Source organism: Bradyrhizobium sp., from assembly GCF_035935975.1.
Taxonomy (GTDB): Bacteria; Pseudomonadota; Alphaproteobacteria; order Rhizobiales; family Xanthobacteraceae; genus Bradyrhizobium.
The window spans coordinates 278,657-295,242 of the sequence record NZ_DASYWN010000052.1 but is presented as its reverse complement, the minus strand read 5'-3'; the positions used below and the strand labels follow the sequence as shown (position 1 = coordinate 295,242).

At 65.1% G+C, this 16,586-nt stretch carries 8 protein-coding genes; 2 read left to right on the top strand and 6 right to left on the bottom strand.

The genetic code is table 11. The features are described 5' to 3' along the window. The first annotated feature begins 88 nt into the window (after positions 1–88). Positions 89–406: a polyhydroxyalkanoic acid system family protein gene (locus VGR99_RS32060; protein WP_326903939.1), complete on the top strand. Its 318-nt coding sequence runs from the start codon at positions 89–91 to the stop codon at positions 404–406. Positions 407–409: 3 nt separating this feature from the next. Here VGR99_RS32060 and treY read toward each other — a convergent pair whose 3' ends face one another. Genes treY through VGR99_RS32030 form a run of 6 tightly spaced genes read right to left on the bottom strand, consistent with a single transcriptional unit; the run spans position 410 to position 14,415 of the window. Beyond that, positions 410–3,193, bottom strand: a complete 2,784-nt coding sequence (treY, locus tag VGR99_RS32055; protein WP_326903938.1) for a malto-oligosyltrehalose synthase — start codon at positions 3,191–3,193, stop codon at positions 410–412. Position 3,194: 1 nt separating this feature from the next. After that, positions 3,195–4,949: a malto-oligosyltrehalose trehalohydrolase gene (gene treZ, locus VGR99_RS32050; protein WP_326903937.1), complete on the bottom strand. Its 1,755-nt coding sequence runs from the start codon at positions 4,947–4,949 to the stop codon at positions 3,195–3,197. After that, positions 4,946–7,024 carry a glycogen debranching protein GlgX gene (gene glgX / locus VGR99_RS32045; protein WP_326903936.1) on the bottom strand — a complete coding sequence of 693 codons (2,079 nt, stop codon included), beginning with the start codon at positions 7,022–7,024 and terminating at the stop codon, positions 4,946–4,948. Before glgX ends, treZ begins: the two co-directional genes overlap by 4 nt. A gap of 3 nt (positions 7,025–7,027) precedes the next feature. Continuing rightward, positions 7,028–9,175, bottom strand: coding sequence for a 1,4-alpha-glucan branching protein GlgB (glgB, locus tag VGR99_RS32040; protein WP_326903935.1), 2,148 nt, complete (start codon positions 9,173–9,175; stop codon positions 7,028–7,030). Next, positions 9,168–12,458: a maltose alpha-D-glucosyltransferase gene (gene treS, locus VGR99_RS32035; RefSeq protein WP_326903934.1), complete on the bottom strand. Its 3,291-nt coding sequence runs from the start codon at positions 12,456–12,458 to the stop codon at positions 9,168–9,170. The genes glgB and treS overlap by 8 nt, the downstream gene beginning before the upstream one ends. 10 nt (positions 12,459–12,468) lie before the next feature. Further along, positions 12,469–14,415, bottom strand: coding sequence for a maltotransferase domain-containing protein (locus VGR99_RS32030; protein WP_326903933.1), 1,947 nt, complete (start codon positions 14,413–14,415; stop codon positions 12,469–12,471). Between the two features lie 204 nt (positions 14,416–14,619). On the opposite strand from VGR99_RS32030, the gene malQ reads away from it, so the two are divergent. After that, positions 14,620–16,581, top strand: a complete 1,962-nt coding sequence (gene malQ, locus VGR99_RS32025) for a 4-alpha-glucanotransferase (protein WP_326903932.1) — start codon at positions 14,620–14,622, stop codon at positions 16,579–16,581. The last annotated feature ends 5 nt before the right edge of the window (positions 16,582–16,586 follow it).

Below are 16,586 nucleotides of genomic sequence, written 5' to 3'. Positions count from 1 at the left end.
AACGGGGCGACAGGTCCCAACTTGCATGGAACCTTTGCAGCTTCAGCCGGCATGATTATGTGAGGATCAGTCACCACGAGGCAGGGCCATGTCAGCACCGCTTGTCGTTTCCATTCCGCATCGTCTCGGCCGCGAGGAAGCGGTGCGCCGGCTCAAGACCGGCCTCGGCCGCGCCGCAGCGAGCATTCCCGTGATTCAGGTCGAGGAGGAGCGCTGGAGCGGCGACACCATGAACTTCCGCATCCGCGCGCTCGGGCAAATCGCGAGCGGCCAGGTCGATGTCGCCGACGACCACGTCAAGGTCGAGGTGACGCTGCCGTGGCTGCTGCAGCGCTTCGCCGAGATGGCGCAGGCGACCATCCGCAAGCGCGGGCAATTGCTGCTCACGAAGGACGAGAAAAAGTAGCGGTCAGGCGCTGACACGTCGCCGCGGAGGCCTGATGGCGCTCGCCGCGCGGGCCTCGATGACCGCCGCGGGAAAATCACGGAAGGCTTGCGCGACAGGAAGCGCGTTGCTCGCAAGGCCCGGCGCGCTGTAGCCGGTGATATCGACCGTCGCGTCGAAGCCTTCGAGCACGGGCCATTCCCGGCCCGCCTGCGTGAAGGGGGCAAACTGCCGCCCGACCACGACAATCACCGCGACCCGGCCATGGCGGCGGGCAAAGGCGATGACATGGTCGGCGTGCGTACCGCGGACCTCCAACGGCTGATAGTCGCCTTGCGCAAAGACATCGGCGAGCACGTTGCGCAGCTTGAGCAGGTGCCGCGTCCAGGCCAGCTTGAGCTGGCCGTCGGGCCAGCTTTTGGTCAGTCCGCCCCAGTCCGGCGTGTCCAGCGACGTCAGCGCCGTATTGCGCGCGGCAAAATCCACGGGGCGGCGGTTGTCGGGATCGACCAGCGACAGGTCCCAGTCTTCGGTGCCCTGGTAGAAATCGGGCACGCCCGGCAGCGTCGCCTTGAGTGTGAGCTGGCTCAGCGAGTTCAGCGCACCGAGCAGCGCGAGGCGGCGGGCCAGGGTCTGCAGCGCCTCGATGAACTCACTCGACAGCGCGGGGTCGAGAATTTTTTCGATGAAGCTCTTGACGCCGTTCTCATACGCTTCGTGCGGATTGAGCCAGCTCGTCTCCTCCTTGCCCTCGCGCGCGGCCTTCAGCGCATAGGCCTGGATGCGTTCGACGAAATCGGCGTCCGGCTCTTGAAGCGGCAATGCGCCGAGCAGGGTCTGGTACAGCATGTACTCGAATGTCGCCGACGGCGCGCGCAGATTGCCGTTGAGGACGATGTGGGGCGCGTTGAGCACCTTCCAGCGCGCTACTGCGCTGGTCCATTCACCGGGAATCTCGCTCAGCGCCGCGATCCGCGCGCGGGCATCCTCGCCGCGCTTGGTGTCGTGGGTCGCGGTCGCCGTCATTCCCAGCGGCCATTCCCTGGCGCGCGCTCGCATCGCCTCATGGAAGGCGGGAATGGTGAGGCCATGGCTCGCGGGATCGCCGCCGACCTCGTTGAGCGCAAGCAGCCGGTGGAATTGATAGAACGCGGTATCCTCCAGCGATTTCGCCATCATCGGCCCGGTGAACTGCTGCACCTTCAGCGCGAAGCGGCGCACGCGGGGGGCGCTGTGCGGGGGGCGGCCGCGCTTGAGAAGGTCCATGGTCAGCGCATCGCGCAGGAAGTCGAAAATGCCATCATCCGCGGCGAACCACTCGGCGCGGGCGCGCGCGATGGTGTCGTCGATCAGTTTTCGATCGAGCGCGGTCGGGCCGCTATGCGTCAGATAGGTGCGATAGACCGGGAAGTGGAGCACGTAGAGTTCGAGCGCCTGCCGCAAGCTGTCGGCGGAGAAGTCGCGGGTCGAGTAGTGGCCGTTGGCGATGCGCGCGAGCAGGCGCGTCAGCACGGTGAATTCGCTGGTCAGCAGCGTCTCCAGCACGCGCCGTTTGGCGTCCTTGACGTAAGGCGCGAGCCGCGGCGGCCGGTTGCTGATCTGCCGCCAGGTCTCGTCCAGTGCCTCGAGCCCCTTGGCATCGACCAGCACCTGCGTGATGACATTCATCCACTCATAGCCGGTGGTGCCCTGCACGCCGGCGAAGTGCGGCAGCTTCTCATGCTCGCACAGGATCTTTTCGATCGCGGTATAGAACGGTTTTGTTTTGCCCTGCGCGTCGCGCACCAGCCGGCGCAGTCGCTGGCAATATTGCGCGGGATCGCGCAGGCCGTCGATGTGGTCGAGACGGATGCCGTGCAGCTTGCCGTCGGCAACGAGCTGCTTCACCAGGCGGTGCGTCGCGGCGAACGTGCCGGGGTCCTCGACGCGCAGGCCCGCGAGCCCGTTGACGTCGAAGAAGCGGCGGTAGTTGATGTCGCTGGAGGCGAGCCGCCAGTGTCCGAGCTTGTAGTGCTGGCGCTCCAGCAGGTGATGCAGCGCCAGCGTCGGGGCCGGGCGGTCCTTGGCAGCGCGATAGGCGGCAAGCCCGCGCGTGATGATATCCGCGGCGCCCGCGATCTCCTTCAGCTCCGCCTTGAAGACGGGCGCTTCCTTGCGGTTAGGCCGGCGCAGGCCCGTGTAGCGCGCCGCGAGCGACAGCAGGCGCTTGCCGGCGTCGATCTCGGCGGCGTCGGCCTCCTTCACGATCATGCGCAGCACTTCGCCATAGCGCTCCGGCGCGATCGGCAAGCGATGCTCGAAGTACCAAGCTGAAAAGCTGCCTTCGTCCGCGTCATAGCGCAGCTCGATGTCGCCGCGCTCCAGCGCCTCGCCGTAGGACGCGCCGAGGATCGGCAGCAGCACGCCGCCGCGCGCGCGAAAAGCCAGTTGATCCCAGTCGATATCGAAGGACACCGCGTGCGGCGAGGCCTGGCCCCATTCCAGCACGTCGAGCCACCAGGGATTGTCGGCAAAATGCACGCCGACATGGTTCGGCACGAAATCGATGATGAGGCCGAGATCGTGCTGTTTCAGCGCCTCGCTCAACCGCGCAAAGCCGGCCTCGCCGCCGAGCTCGGGATTGAACTGGCTGTGATCGACGGTGTCATAGCCATGGGTCGAGCCCTTGCGCGCCTTCATCACCGGCGAGGCGTAGAGATGTGTGATCCCCAGCGACTTGAGATAAGGCACCACCGCAGCGGCCTTGTCGAAGTCGAAATCCGCGGTGAGCTGAAGCCGGTAGGTCGCAAGCGGAATGGCAGGAGGCATGCTAACCTCCGAGGAGCCAGATCACTGACCATGGTGGGAGCAGGTCGCCGGCCGCATCGCCCCAGATCGGCGTGCCCGTACCGTCGAACGAATGTGCGATATCCTTGTCCGAGAGATTGGCGACGAGACGCAGCGTCGCGCCATCGGCCATCCGCCAATGCGCGGTCAGCAGCCCGCTATCGGCCGCCTCGGCGTCGCCGAAGCGTGCCCCCTTCAGCCGTGGCGCGATCTCCTTGCCGCGAAGCGCGAGCAGGTCGCGCACCAATGCAAGCCGCTTGTCTTGCTCCGGCGTGTGGCCGGTCCAGTCCAGCACCGCCGATTGCAGCGTGGCGGGATCGAGCGGGTCGGGTACGTCGTCGCCGTATTTCTCGTAGGCCCAGGCATATTCCTGCCTGCGGCCCTTGCGCACGGCATCGGCAAGGCCGCCCTGGAAATCGCAGAAGAACGGGAATGGCTCCGTCGAGCCCCATTCCTCGCCCTGAAACAGCATCGGCACCATCGGCGCCAGCAGCGTCACCGCGAGCGCCGCTTCGATCTGCCGCGGCGATGCCAGGCTCTCGAGCCGGTCGCCGAGCGGGCGGTTGCCGATCTGGTCGTGGTTCTGCAGGAAATTGACGAAGGCCGCCGGCGGCAGCTCGCCGCTCGCCTCGCCGCGCGGCTTCTTGCCCCAGAACTCCGAGATCTCGCCCTGGTAGACGAAGCCCGAGGCGAGCGCGCGCGCGAGGTCCATCCGCGGCGTCTGGTAGTCGGCGTAGTAGCCGGCAAGCTCGCCAGTCAGCATCACATGCCAGACATGGTGATAATCGTCGTTCCACTGCGCGCGATATTTGCCGTTCGGCGGATCCTGCGCGGCATCTAGCAGGGTCGCGCGGTTGTCGCCGTTCTCCAGCACGAGATGGATGTGGCGTCCGGTGGCCTTGGCAAGCTCGCCGGCCGCGACGCTGAGATCCTGCAGCATCGACTGCTCGCCGGGGATCGCCATGATGTGGTTGGCGGCATCCAGCCTCAGTCCATCGAAGCGGTAATCGGTCAGCCATGACAGCGCGTTCTCGATCGCAAACGCCCGCACCTGCGGCACGCGATAATCGATCGCGCTGCCCCACGGCGTGTGCGCGTCGGTGAAGAAGGCCGGCGCATAGCGGCCGAGGTAATTCCCTTCCGGGCCGAAGTGATTGTAGACGACGTCGAGAAAGACCATCAGCCCGCGCAGATGCGCTTCGTCGATCAGCGTCTTCAGCTCCTCGGGCCGGCCATAGGCGCTGTCGGGCGCGTACCACAGCACGCCGTCATAGCCCCAGCCCCGGCGGCCGGCGAAATCGGCGAGCGGCATCAGTTCGACCGCGGTGATGCCGGTGGCGACGAGATGATCGAGCTTGTCGATCATCGCGCGGTAGGTTCCTTCGCGCGTGAAGGTGCCGACGTGGGTCTCGATCAGCACCGTCTCTTCCCAGGGGCGGCTGCGCCAATCCTTCGTGCGCCAGTCGAAGGAATCGTGATCGATCACCTCGCTCGGGCCGAACACGTCGTCGGGCTGGAACGCGGAGGCGGGATCAGGCACGTCGATCTCGTCGTCGATCCTGAACTTGTAGGGGCTGCCGGTGGGCAGGCCGGCAATCTCGGCGACATACCAGCCATCCTGCCGGCGCTGCATCGCGTGCCGCCGGTCGAGCAGGAGATCGACACGGCGCGCACCGGGCGCCCACAAGCGGAACGAGACGCCGTCTTTCGTTGGCTTCGCCCCGAAGGATGGCCTCATAGCGCCCCCGCGAAGGCGAGCACGGAGCGCGGCGGCGCCTTGCTGTCGCTTCCGGGCAGGAAATCAACGCTGTTCAGCTTGGCATCGGTCGTGTTCAGGATCTGCTGCCAGCTTTTGTATTCGGGCATTTTGGGCAATCTGAATGCGATTTCTTCGGGGGCGGCGTTCAGTACGATAAAGATCGCGGCGCTGCCCGGTTCCATCGGCCCCATCACATAGGAGAGAAACCGCCCATCGGGGAACGTCCAGTCGCTCTCCGTCATCTCGTTGCCTTCGGGCGTCAGCCATAGCGCGCCGTAGGAGATGCCGTCCTTGGGCCGACCGTCGAGCCAGCGATGGCTGCGCAATTGCGAGAACCGCCGCCGGATGTCGGCAAGACCAGCGACGAAATCGACCATGTCGTCGCCGTCCTTGCCGAGATTGTCCCAGCCGACCCAGCCGACCTCGTTGTCCTGGCAATAGGCGTTGTTGTTGCCGGATTGCGAATTGCCGACCTCGTCGCCGGCAAGCAGCAGCGGAATGCCCTGGGCCAGCATCAGGCAGGCCAGCACGTTCTTGCGCAGCTGCCGCCGCAGCGCGAGGATCGCGGGATCGTCGGTCGGGCCTTCGACACCGCAATTGTTGCTGTGGTTGTCGTTGGAGCCGTCGCGATTGTCCTCGCCATTGGCCTCGTTGTGCTTCTCGTTGTAGCTGAAGAGGTCGGCGAGCGTGAAACCGTCATGGACGGTGATGTGGTTGATGCTGGCGCGTGGCCGCCGTCCATCGTGGTTGAACAGGTCGGAGGAGGCCGTCATGCGGCTGGAGATGTCGCCGATCAAGCTGCCTTCGCCGCTCCAGTAGCGGCGCATGGCGCTGCGATAGCGGTCGTTCCACTCCGACCATTGCGAGGGGAAGGCGCCGACCTGGTAGCCGCCGAGGCCGAGGTCCCAGGGCTCGGCGACGAGCTTGACGCTCGCCAGCACCGGGTCCTGCCGGATCGCGGTGAGGAACGAGATGCCGCGATCATAGCCGTTGGGGCCGCGCGCGAGCGTGGTGGCGAGGTCGAAGCGGAAGCCGTCGACGTGGCAGACCTCGACCCAGTAGCGCAGCGAATCCATCACCATCTGCAGCACGCGCGGATGAGTGAGGTTCACCGAGGAGCCGCAGCCGGTGAAGTCGTCGTAATAGCGCGGGTTCTCGCGGTTCAGCCAGTAATAGGAGGCATTGTCGATGCCGCGATAGCACAGCGTCGGGCCGAGATGGTTGCCTTCGGCGGTGTGATTGTAGACGACGTCGAGCATCACCTCGATGCCGGCATCGTGCAGCCGCGCCACCGTGGTGCGGAAGGAATCCAGCGCATTGTCCTGGGCGTAGCGCTGCTCCGGCGCGAAGAAGGACAGCGTGTTGTAGCCCCAGTAATTGGCGAGCTTCTTCTCCACCAGGATGCGGTCGTCGACGAAAGCATGGATCGGGAGCAGTTCGACCGTGGTGACGCCGAGCTTCCTCAGATGCTCGATCATCGCGGGCGACGAGAGCCCGCCATAGGTGCCGCGCAGATTCGGCGGCACGTCGTCGCGCTTCTGCGTCAGGCCCTTGACGTGGGCCTCGTAGATGATGGTGTCTTCCCAGGGAATGTTGGGCCGGATCTCGCGCCGGCCCCAGTTGAAGGTCTCGTCGACCACCACGCCCTTGGGCATGCCGCGCGCATTGTCGCGCCGGTCGAACGACAGATCCTCGCGCGGCGAGCCGGTGCGGTAGGCGAAATGCGCATCGCTCCAGACCAGCCGCCCCGAGAGCCGCTTGGCATAGGGGTCGAGCAGCAGCTTGTTGGCGTTGAAGCGGTGGCCGTGCTCGGGCTCATAGGGGCCGTGCACGCGATAGCCGTAGAGCTGGCCGGGCGAGACGTCGTTGAGATAGCCGTGCCAGACGTCCTCGGTTCTTTCAGGGAGCTCGATGCGTTCGAGCTCGCGCCGGCCTTGCGCGTCGAACAGGCACAGCTCGACCTTCTGCGCATTGGCCGAGAACAGCGCGAAATTGGTGCCGCGCCCGTCCCAGCTTGCGCCGAGGCGTGCGGGCGATCCAGCAGTCAGGCGCATCGGTCAGCTTTCCGGAACGAGGAAGATCGCGGCGAGAGGCGGGATGGTGAGGCGGAGCTCGGACGTCTTGCCGTCAACCGTCCGGACCTCGCCGATGTTCCCGACATTGCTGCCGCCATAATGGGCGGAGTCCGAATTGAACACCTCTTTCCACTTGCCGGCAATGGGCACGGGGACGCGGTAGTTGCGATAGACGTTTGGCGAGAAGTTGGCGATGACGAGACACCGCGCGTGCTCGTCAAAGCCCTTGCGCAGCCAGGCGAACACGTTGCGGTTGGCATCGTCCGTGATCAGCCATTCGAAGCCGGCCTGGTCGCAATCCATCTGGTGCAGCGCCGGCACTGCGCGGTAGAGCCGGTTGAGGTCGCGGATCAGTGCCTGGATGCCCGAATGATATTTGTACTCGAGCAGGTGCCAGTCGAGCGACTGGTCGTGATTCCATTCGCGGCTCTGCGCGATCTCCGCGCCCATGAACAGCAGCTTCTTGCCGGGATGACCGAACATGAAGCTGTAATAGGCGCGCAAATTGGCAAAGCGCTGCCATTCGTCGCCGGGCATGCGGCCGAGGATCGAGCGCTTCCCGTGTACGACCTCGTCATGCGACAGCGGCAGGATGAAGTTCTCCGAGAAGGCGTAGTGCAGGCCGAACAGGATATCGCCGTGGTGATGCTTGCGGTGGACGGGATCCTTGCTGATGTAGTTCAGCGTGTCGTGCATCCAGCCCATGTTCCACTTGTAGCCGAAGCCGAGCCCGCCGAACTCGACCGGGCGCGAGACCTGCGGCCATGCGGTCGATTCTTCGGCGGCGGTGGTCGCCTGCGGGAAGCGCGCGAACAGCTCGGTGTTGAAGCGGCGCAGGAAGTTGATCGCCTCGATGTTCTCGCGGCCGCCATACTGGTTCGGAATCCAGGCGCCGGGCGGGCGGCTGTAGTCGAGATAAAGCATGGAGGCGACCGCATCGACCCGCAGGCCGTCGATCGCGTAGCGTTCCAGCCAGAACAGCGCGTTCGACACCAGGAAGTTGGTCACTTCGGTGCGGCCGTAATTGTATATCAGCGTGCCCCAGTCGAGATGACGGCCCTGCAGGGGATTGGCGTGCTCGTACAGCGCCGTGCCGTCGAAGCTGCCGAGCCCGTGCGGATCGTCGGGGAAGTGGCCGGGCACCCAGTCGAGCAGCACGCCGATGCCTTCGCGATGACAGGCATCGACCAGCGCCGCAAAATCCTCCGGCGAGCCGAACCGGCTGGTCGGCGCATAGAGGCCGGTGGGCTGATAGCCCCAGGAGCCGTCGAACGGATGCTCGCTGACGGGCAGGAATTCGAGATGGGTGAAGCCCATGTCGCGGGCGTAGGCCGGCAGCTGCTCGGCGAGTTCGCGATAGGTCAGCCATTCATTGTCGCCCTTGCGCCGCCATGAGCCGAGATGGACCTCGTAGATCGACATCGGGGCCGACAGCGCGTTGATGCCGTCGGGCGCCGGGCGCGGGCGCGGCAGATGCGCCTCGTCGAACACGATGGATGCGGTCTTCGGGCGGACCTCGCTCGCAAAGGCCAGCGGATCGGACTTCAGCGGGAGCAGGTGGCCGTGCGGTCCGATCATCTCGAACTTGTAGTGATCGCCGTTCTTCGCATGCGGGATGAACAATTCCCAATAGCCGGCACCGCGCACCCGCATGGGATGGCGCCGCCCGTCCCATAAATTGAAATCGCCGACCACGGACACGCGCCGCGCGTTCGGCGCCAGCACGACGAAGCCGATGCCGTCGATGCCGTCGAGCGTCATCGGATGCGCCCCGAGCTTGTCATAGAGGCGCTGATGGGTGCCTTCGCCGAGCAGGTAGAGATCGAAGTCGGTCAGGATCGGCGGGAAGCGGTAGGCATCTTCGAACTCGACGACGTTGTCGCCGAATCTGGCGCGGAGCTGGTAGTGCTTGGAGCCGTTCGGCAGGGCGCCGATGAACAGGCCGGAATCGTGGACACGGTCGAGCCGGGCGACCTCGCCATGCTCGCCGACCGCCTCGACATTGGTCGCCTCGGGCAGAAACGCACGCACCACGCTCTTGCCGCCCTCGGGATGCAGTCCGAGATAGTGGAAGGGGTCGGAGTGGCGCCCCTCGATGATCGCGTAGGCTTCTGCTGGAAGTTTAGGCATGGGCTTCGCTCTCATTGGACAGAATGCGAAGCAGTCCGGTCAGCGGCGCATGGAGCCCCTCGGGCCGGTGGGACAGCTCGTACTCTACTTCGTCGAAGGCATGATCAAGCAGGAAAAACCTTAACAGGCCGTCCGCAGCCTGGCGATTGGCCGGCCACAGCCGGCGGTCGGACATGGCCTCGCGGTAGGCGGCCAGGAAGGTTGCGGTGGCGCGTTCGCGCCATTCGCCGAGTGCGGCCGCGAGCCGGTCGTGCTCATCGGAGGCGCCCGTGAGCGCGCGGCTGAAAGCGGCGTTAACCGAAAGATCAATCGAGCGGATCAGGCCGGCGACGTCACGCGCGGCGGGCAGCTTGCGTCGCTTGTCGGCCAGCGCGAGATGCGGATCGCCATCGAAGTCGATGATGAAGATATCGTCTTTCACGATCAGAGTTTGCCCGAGGCGGAAGTCGCCGTGATGACGGATGTTCAACCCGGCAATGGTAGATGGCAAGAGCGCATTCAGATGGTCGGGCAGGGTCGCACGGACCGCGACGAGCTGGTCGATCAGCGGCCGGTCGGCCTCCCGCAGGCCGTCGCGGCCGTCGGCGAGCCGTTCGAAAACGCGCTCGGCCCGTGCCTTGAGGTCGGAGGCCCAGCGCTTGACGTGCGCAGGGCCGATCGGCTCTGGCGCGAGATTTTCGGACTTGGCCGCCGCGAGGGCCACATGCAGCTCGGCCAACCGACGGCCGATCTGCGCGACGAAATGCAGATAGGGCGCCTGCTCCTGGGTCTCGCGGGGCGCTTCGCCTATCGGCGCCAGCCGCTGCTCGTCGATATAGCGGTCGAGATAGCCATTGGTGACAGCCCAGCCGTCGCCCTGGTTCTCGACATAGGCGTGCAGCACGCCGACTACGCTACGATGATCGCCTTCGACCAGCTCTGCGCTGCCGAGCAGCGCCGGCGTGTTGGCGAAGCGTGCGACCTCGGTGAGGTAGCATCCCATCTCGATCTCGGGATTGATGCCGCTTTCGAGCCGGCGATGGATTTTGGCGACATACTGGTTGTCGACCAGCGCGGTGCTGTTGGTCTGCTCGATCGCGCGGATGCGTTCGGGCTCCTTGATGATGTAGTCGGCGAACCGGCTGGTCGCCTTGAACTCCAGCCGCAGATTGTTCTCGTCCACCACCAGGTTTTGCGACAGACCCCGCAGGAACAGGCCGATGAAGATCTGCTCGGTTGCGACGTCCAGCAGCGTGCCCTCGCGCGCGCCCTGGCGGACGGCGGCGAGCGCCTTCGGGTTGAAGCGTTCGCGGTCGAAGCGCACCCACTCGATCTGCATCGGCAGCACGTAGCGCGTCGTGACGTCGTCCCGCTTGGTCTCGAAGAACGCGATCCAGGGCCTGTTGTCGCCGATCTCGCTGAAAGGGACCGCCGAGGTCAGCGTGGCTTCGATGTGCTTGGGATTATGCTCGGGATACCAGCGTGTCCGCGACAGGAAGCCCGGCAGCACGTCGCGCTCGAACACGCCGCGCTCGCGCGCCAGCGACACCCAGTTCGAATTGACCGGCACCACCAGCGTCTCGAATTCCGGCACCGCGCGCGGCGTCACCGGCTCGGACTTGTCGCGCTCGGTGAGCTGGAACCAGTAGAAGCCGTAGGGCCCCAGCGTGATCATGTAGGGCAGCTCGCCGATCGGCGGGAAGCGCGTGCGCCCCAGCATCTCCTGCGGGATGCGGTCCTTCCAAGGCGACAGGTCAAGCTCGGTCGCCTGCGCTGCACGCGAGAGGTTGGCGACGCAGAGGATCACTTCGTCGTGGTATTGCCGGACATAGGCAAGCACGGCGCGATTGGCCGGACGGATGAAGGTCATGGTGCCGCGGCCGAAGGCGAGCGTGGACTTGCGCACCGAGATCAGCCGCTTGGTGGCGTTGAGCAGCGACGACAGGCTGCGCGATTGCGCCTCCACGTTCACGGATTCATAGCCGTAGACGGGATCCATGATCAGCGGCGCGTAGAGCCGGGCCGGATCGCAGCGTGAGAACCCGCCGTTGCGGTCCGGGCTCCACTGCATCGGCGTGCGCACGCCGTTGCGGTCGCCGAGATAGATGTTGTCGCCCATGCCGATCTCGTCGCCGTAATAGATGATCGGCGTGCCCGGGAAGGACAGCAGCAGCGAGTTCATCAGCTCGATCTTGCGGCGGTCATTGTCCATCAGCGGCGCGAGGCGGCGGCGGATGCCGACATTGATGCGGGCGCGGGGATCGTTGGCGTAGGTGGTCCAGAGATAATCGCGCTCGACGTCGGTGACCATTTCGAGCGTCAATTCATCATGGTTGCGCAGGAACAGTGCCCATTGGCAGCTCGCCGGGATATCCGGCGTCTGGCGCAGAATGTCGGTGATCGGGAAGCGGTCCTCCTGCGCGATCGCCATGTAGATGCGCGGCATCAGCGGGAAGTGATAGGCCATGTGGCATTCGTCGCCGCGGCCGAAATATTCCTGCACGTCCTCGGGCCATTGGTTGGCCTCGGCGAGCAGCAGCTTGCCCTTGGAGTAGGAATCCAGCTCCTGGCGCAGCCGCTTGATGATCGCATGCGTTTCGGGGAGGTTCTCGTTCGAGGTGCCCTCGCGCTCGCAGAGATAGGGAATGGCGTCCAGACGGAAGCCGTCGACGCCGGCGTCGAGCCAGCGCTTCATCACTTGGATGATGGCGCTGACGACCCGCGGATTGTCGAAATTGAGGTCCGGCTGGTGCGAGAAGAAGCGGTGCCAGTAGAACGCGCCGGCCTCGGGATCCCAGGTCCAGTTCGACTTCTCGGTGTCGGTGAAGATGATGCGCGTGCCCTGGTATTTCTGGTCGGTGTCGCTCCAGACATACCAGTTGCGGGCGCTCGAGCCCGGATGACTGCGGCGCGCGCGCTTGAACCATTTGTGCTGGTCGGAGGTGTGGTTGACGACCAGCTCGGTGATGACCCGCAGTCCGCGCTTCTGCGCTTCCTGGATGAAGCGCTTGAAGTCCTTCATGGTCCCGAAATCGGGATTGACCGCGCCGTAATCGCCGATGTCGTAGCCGTCGTCGCGGCCGGGCGAGGGATAGAACGGCAGCAGCCACAGCGCGGTGACGCCGAGCTCCTGGAGGTAGGGCAGCTTCTCGGTCAGGCCCGCAAAATCGCCGATGCCGTCATGGTTGCTGTCGGCAAACGCCTTGACGTGGAGCTGATAGATAATCGCGTCCTTGTACCAGAGCTCATCCACGATCTCGGCAGCCTCGGCTTTCTGGGTGTCGACGGAAGACAGAACATTCATGGCGCGATCCTTACGCCAGACAGCGGAACAAGAGCGCCGGATCGCAGTCGGGATCGATACGCAACCTGATCCCGCCCCATTCGATGCGGGACTGTTCGCCGGTGAGGAGATTTTCGAGGGCGGTGACGTGGCGGCGTTCGCCGCCGGCGTCGATGGTGAGGTCGCCGAGCGGCAACCAGAATTCGCGCACATGGCGCGAGAGGGCGATCACCGCGATCACGGTGTTGGCCGGGTCAATCGCTTCCTTGGCGAAGGCGATCGTCTCGCCGTCCTCGACGCCGAGGAAGCGCAAATTTGCCGTCTGCTGAAGCGCGGCGTTGTCGTTGCGGATGCGATTGAGCGCGGCGATGTAGGGCTTGATGTTGCCGGGCTTGTCCCAGTCGCGCTGTCTGATCTGGTATTTTTCGGAATCCAGATATTCCTCGTGGCCGGGGATCGCCTCGTGCTCCAGCAGCTCGAATCCGCCAAAGATGCCGAAGCTGCCCGACAGCGTCGCCGCCAGCGCGACCCGCGACTTGAACGCCCAGGTCTCGCCGCTCTGGAGATGATAGGGCAGCAGGTCAGGCGTGTTGACGAACAGGTTCGGGCGATAGAAGTCCCGCTCGGGATAGCGTGTCAGCTCGCCGAAATATTGCTCCAGCTCCCACTTCGCCGTGCGCCAGGGGAAATAGCTGAAGGACTGCGCGAAGCCGAGCTTGGCGAGGCCCTTCATCAGCTTCGGCCGCGTAAATGTCTTCGAGAACAGGATCACCTCGGGATGCCGGCGGCGGATGTCGCTGATCAGCCACTCCCAGAACGGCAGCGGCGCGGTGTCGTGATTGTCGATGGCAAAGATGGTCACGCCGTGGTCGATCCAGAACAGCATGGCGTCGCGAAACGCATTCCACAGTCCGGTGCGGTCGACCGAGGCGAAATCGGGGATGACGATATCGGAGTAGGGACCATCTGCTGCCCGCACCGAACGGTCCGGCCGCCATTTGAACCATTCCGGATGCCGGGTCAGCCAGGGATGATCCGGCGAGCATTGCACGGCGAAGTCGAGCGCGAGCTCGAGACCGTATTCGAGGCAGGTCGCGACCAGCGCGCGAAAATCCTCGATGGTGCCGAGCTCGGGATGCAGCGCGTCGTGTCCGCCCTCAGCACTGCCGATCGCATAGGGCGAGCCGGGATCGCCTTCACCCGCCACCGGCGCGTTGTTGCGGCCCTTGCGGCTGGTCTGGCCGATCGGGTGGATCGGCGTGAAATAGAGCACGTTAAAACCCATCGCGGCGATGTCAGGCACGCGCGCGATGCAGTCGCGGAGCGTACCGTGCCGGCCGGGGATCGTGCCCTGGCTGCGCGGCATCATCTGATACCAGGCGCCGAAGCGCGCTCTGCCGCGATCGATGGTCAGCGGGAAGTTTTGCGAGCGGGTCAAATCCGGCCGCGACTGGCTCTCGGCCATGGCCTTGCCGAGATCGGCCGCAAGCAGCGGGGCGACATCGCCGCTCTGAAGATAGTCCTCACACTGCCTGACGATGACGGCTTCTGCGGCCTGTCGCGCGCCATGCGCCTTGGTCAAAAGGCCGGCGCCCTCGATCGCATCGAGGCTGACATCGGCGCCGATGCGCTGCTTTCGGGCGATGGCGTGTGACCAGGTGGCGAATTCGTCGGTCCAGGCTTCGATGGCGTAGACATATTGGCCGGGCTCAACCGGCGTGAAGGCGCCGGACCAGCGGTCATTGCCGTGAGGGATCATCGGCTCGCTCCGCCATTCGCGCTCCTGCTCGCCGCGCCAGATCAGCGCGGCACCGATCACGCCGTTGCCGTCGCGGTAGATGTCGGCCCAGACCTCGACCCGGTCGCCCACGATCCGCTTCACGGCGAAGCGGCCGCCGTCGATCAAGGGATAGATATCTTCGATGAGGAAAGCGCTGCCGGCGGCGGCACTCTCGACAGTTTGAATTGTCTTGTTCACGGTGATGCCATTGACAAGAAAGCAGGAGCCCGTTTCCCTTGTCGGGAACCTACGCTTGATACCTATATAGAAAGCCGCTTGTGTGTCATTGGTTCCCCTGGGAACGGCAGGCGCGGTTTGCGAGTTACCCCTGACTAACCTCTTCCGCGACCTCGTTAAAATCGATGCCACCGGCCAGACAATGGCCTGCAAGCTGCGTGCCTAATGGATCTTTTAGCTCAAGCCCGGATCAAGGGCGTCCAGTCCGAATTCATCGATGCCCTCGGCAAGCTGCGGGTCACCGCGCCCGAGGCGCTCACCTCCATCCTCGAGGCCCTGCCGGAGAAGCGGGTTTACCGCTTCGTCAGCGGGCCGGTCGTGGTGCGTGCGCTGGGACATTCGCGCACGGAATTGGCGAGCATCGGCGCGCCGCCGCTGACATGGGAAATCAAAGGCAAAGACAAGGTGATCGCGCAAGGTGAGACGCGCGAGCCTGTCATCGCCTGGCCCGAAGGCCTGCCGCTCGGCTATCACCGGCTGACACTGACCGATGCCGGAAGTGTGACCGAAGAGGTGCCGATGATCGTGGCGCCCGAGCGCGCTTTCGGCGGCGATTTCGACCGCGGCTGGCTGCTCGCCGTGCAGCTTTACAGCGTCCGCTCGGATCGCAATTGGGGCATCGGCGATTTCACCGACCTTGCCGGCCTGGTCCGGCTGGCAAAACAGCTTGGCGCCGACGGCGTCGGGCTCAATCCGCTGCATGTTCTGTTCGACAATCATCCCGCCGATTGCAGTCCCTATTCGCCGAACAGCCGGCTGTTTCTCAATCCGCTCTATATCGACGTCGAGGCCATCCCCGAATTTTCCGCCGACCTCGTGCCCGACGCCGCTGCGACCGCCGCGCGCCTGCGCGAAGGCGATCGCGTCCCCTATGCCGACATGGCGGCGCTGAAATGGCGGGCCTTGCACGCCGCCTTTGACAGTTTTGTGAAAAGCGCGAGCGGCGTCCGCCGCAATCAGTTCGACGCCTTCCGCGCCGCCCGCGCACCGCTGTTGTCCCGCTTTGCCTGTTTCGAGGTGCTGCGCCATCGTTTCGTCTCGCCATGGTGGGAATGGCCGATGGAATGGCAGCAGCCGAATGAGGCGAAATTCGCCGAATTGCGCAACGGTCCTGACAAGCGCGCGGTCGAGTTCGTCGAATTCGTGCAGTGGACGGCCGATAGCCAACTGGCGGCTGCCAAGGAGCTTGCCGGCCAGCTCGGCATGCGCGTCGGGCTCTATCTCGACGTCGCCGTCGGCGTGCAGTCCAACGGTTTTGATGCCTGGAACGAGCAGGCGGCGATCTCGCGCCATCTCGCCGTCGGCGCGCCGCCCGACGTGCTCAACACCATCGGCCAGGACTGGGGCCTTGCCGGCTTCAACGCCGGCGGTCTCGAGGCCCAGTCCTTCGTGCCGTTCGCCGACATGCTGGCGGCCTCGATGCGCCATGCCGGCGCCATCAGGCTCGATCACGTGCTTGGGCTGAAGCGGCTCTATCTCGTGCCGCGCGGCTTCAAGCCCGATAACGGCGCCTATGTGCAGATGCCGTTCGAGGCGCTGCTGGCGGCGGTGGCCAGCGAGAGCGCCGCCCATCAATGCATCGTGATCGGCGAGGACCTCGGCACCGTGCCCGAAGGCTTTCGCGAGACCATGCAGGATTTCGGCATCTGGTCCTACCTCGTCATGATGTTCGAGCGCGACGATGCCGGCCATTTCCGCAACGCCGACTTCTACCGGCCGAACGCGCTGGTCACGCTCAACACGCACGACCTCTCGACCTATGCCGGCTGGCGCTCGTTCAGCGACCTCAAGATGAAGCGCTCGCTCGGGCTCGATCCCGGCGAGGACGACCAGGCGCGCTGGGATGCGCTCGGTGCGCTCGACGAGGTCCTGCGCCAGAACGGCATCGACGCCAACGATCTCTATTCGGTGCTCGCCTTCCTGTCGCGCACGCCCTCGCGGCTGCTTGCGGTGTCGATGGAGGATCTGCTCGGCGTGATCGACCAGCCCAACATTCCCGGCACGATCGACGAGCACCCGAACTGGCGCCAGCGCCTGCCCGTCGCGCTGGACAAGATCGCCGCGAAGGTCGATCTTACGGCCTTGAGAGCGGCGACGCGGGAACGTTCGTTGCCCGGTGGGAGTTGATCGGC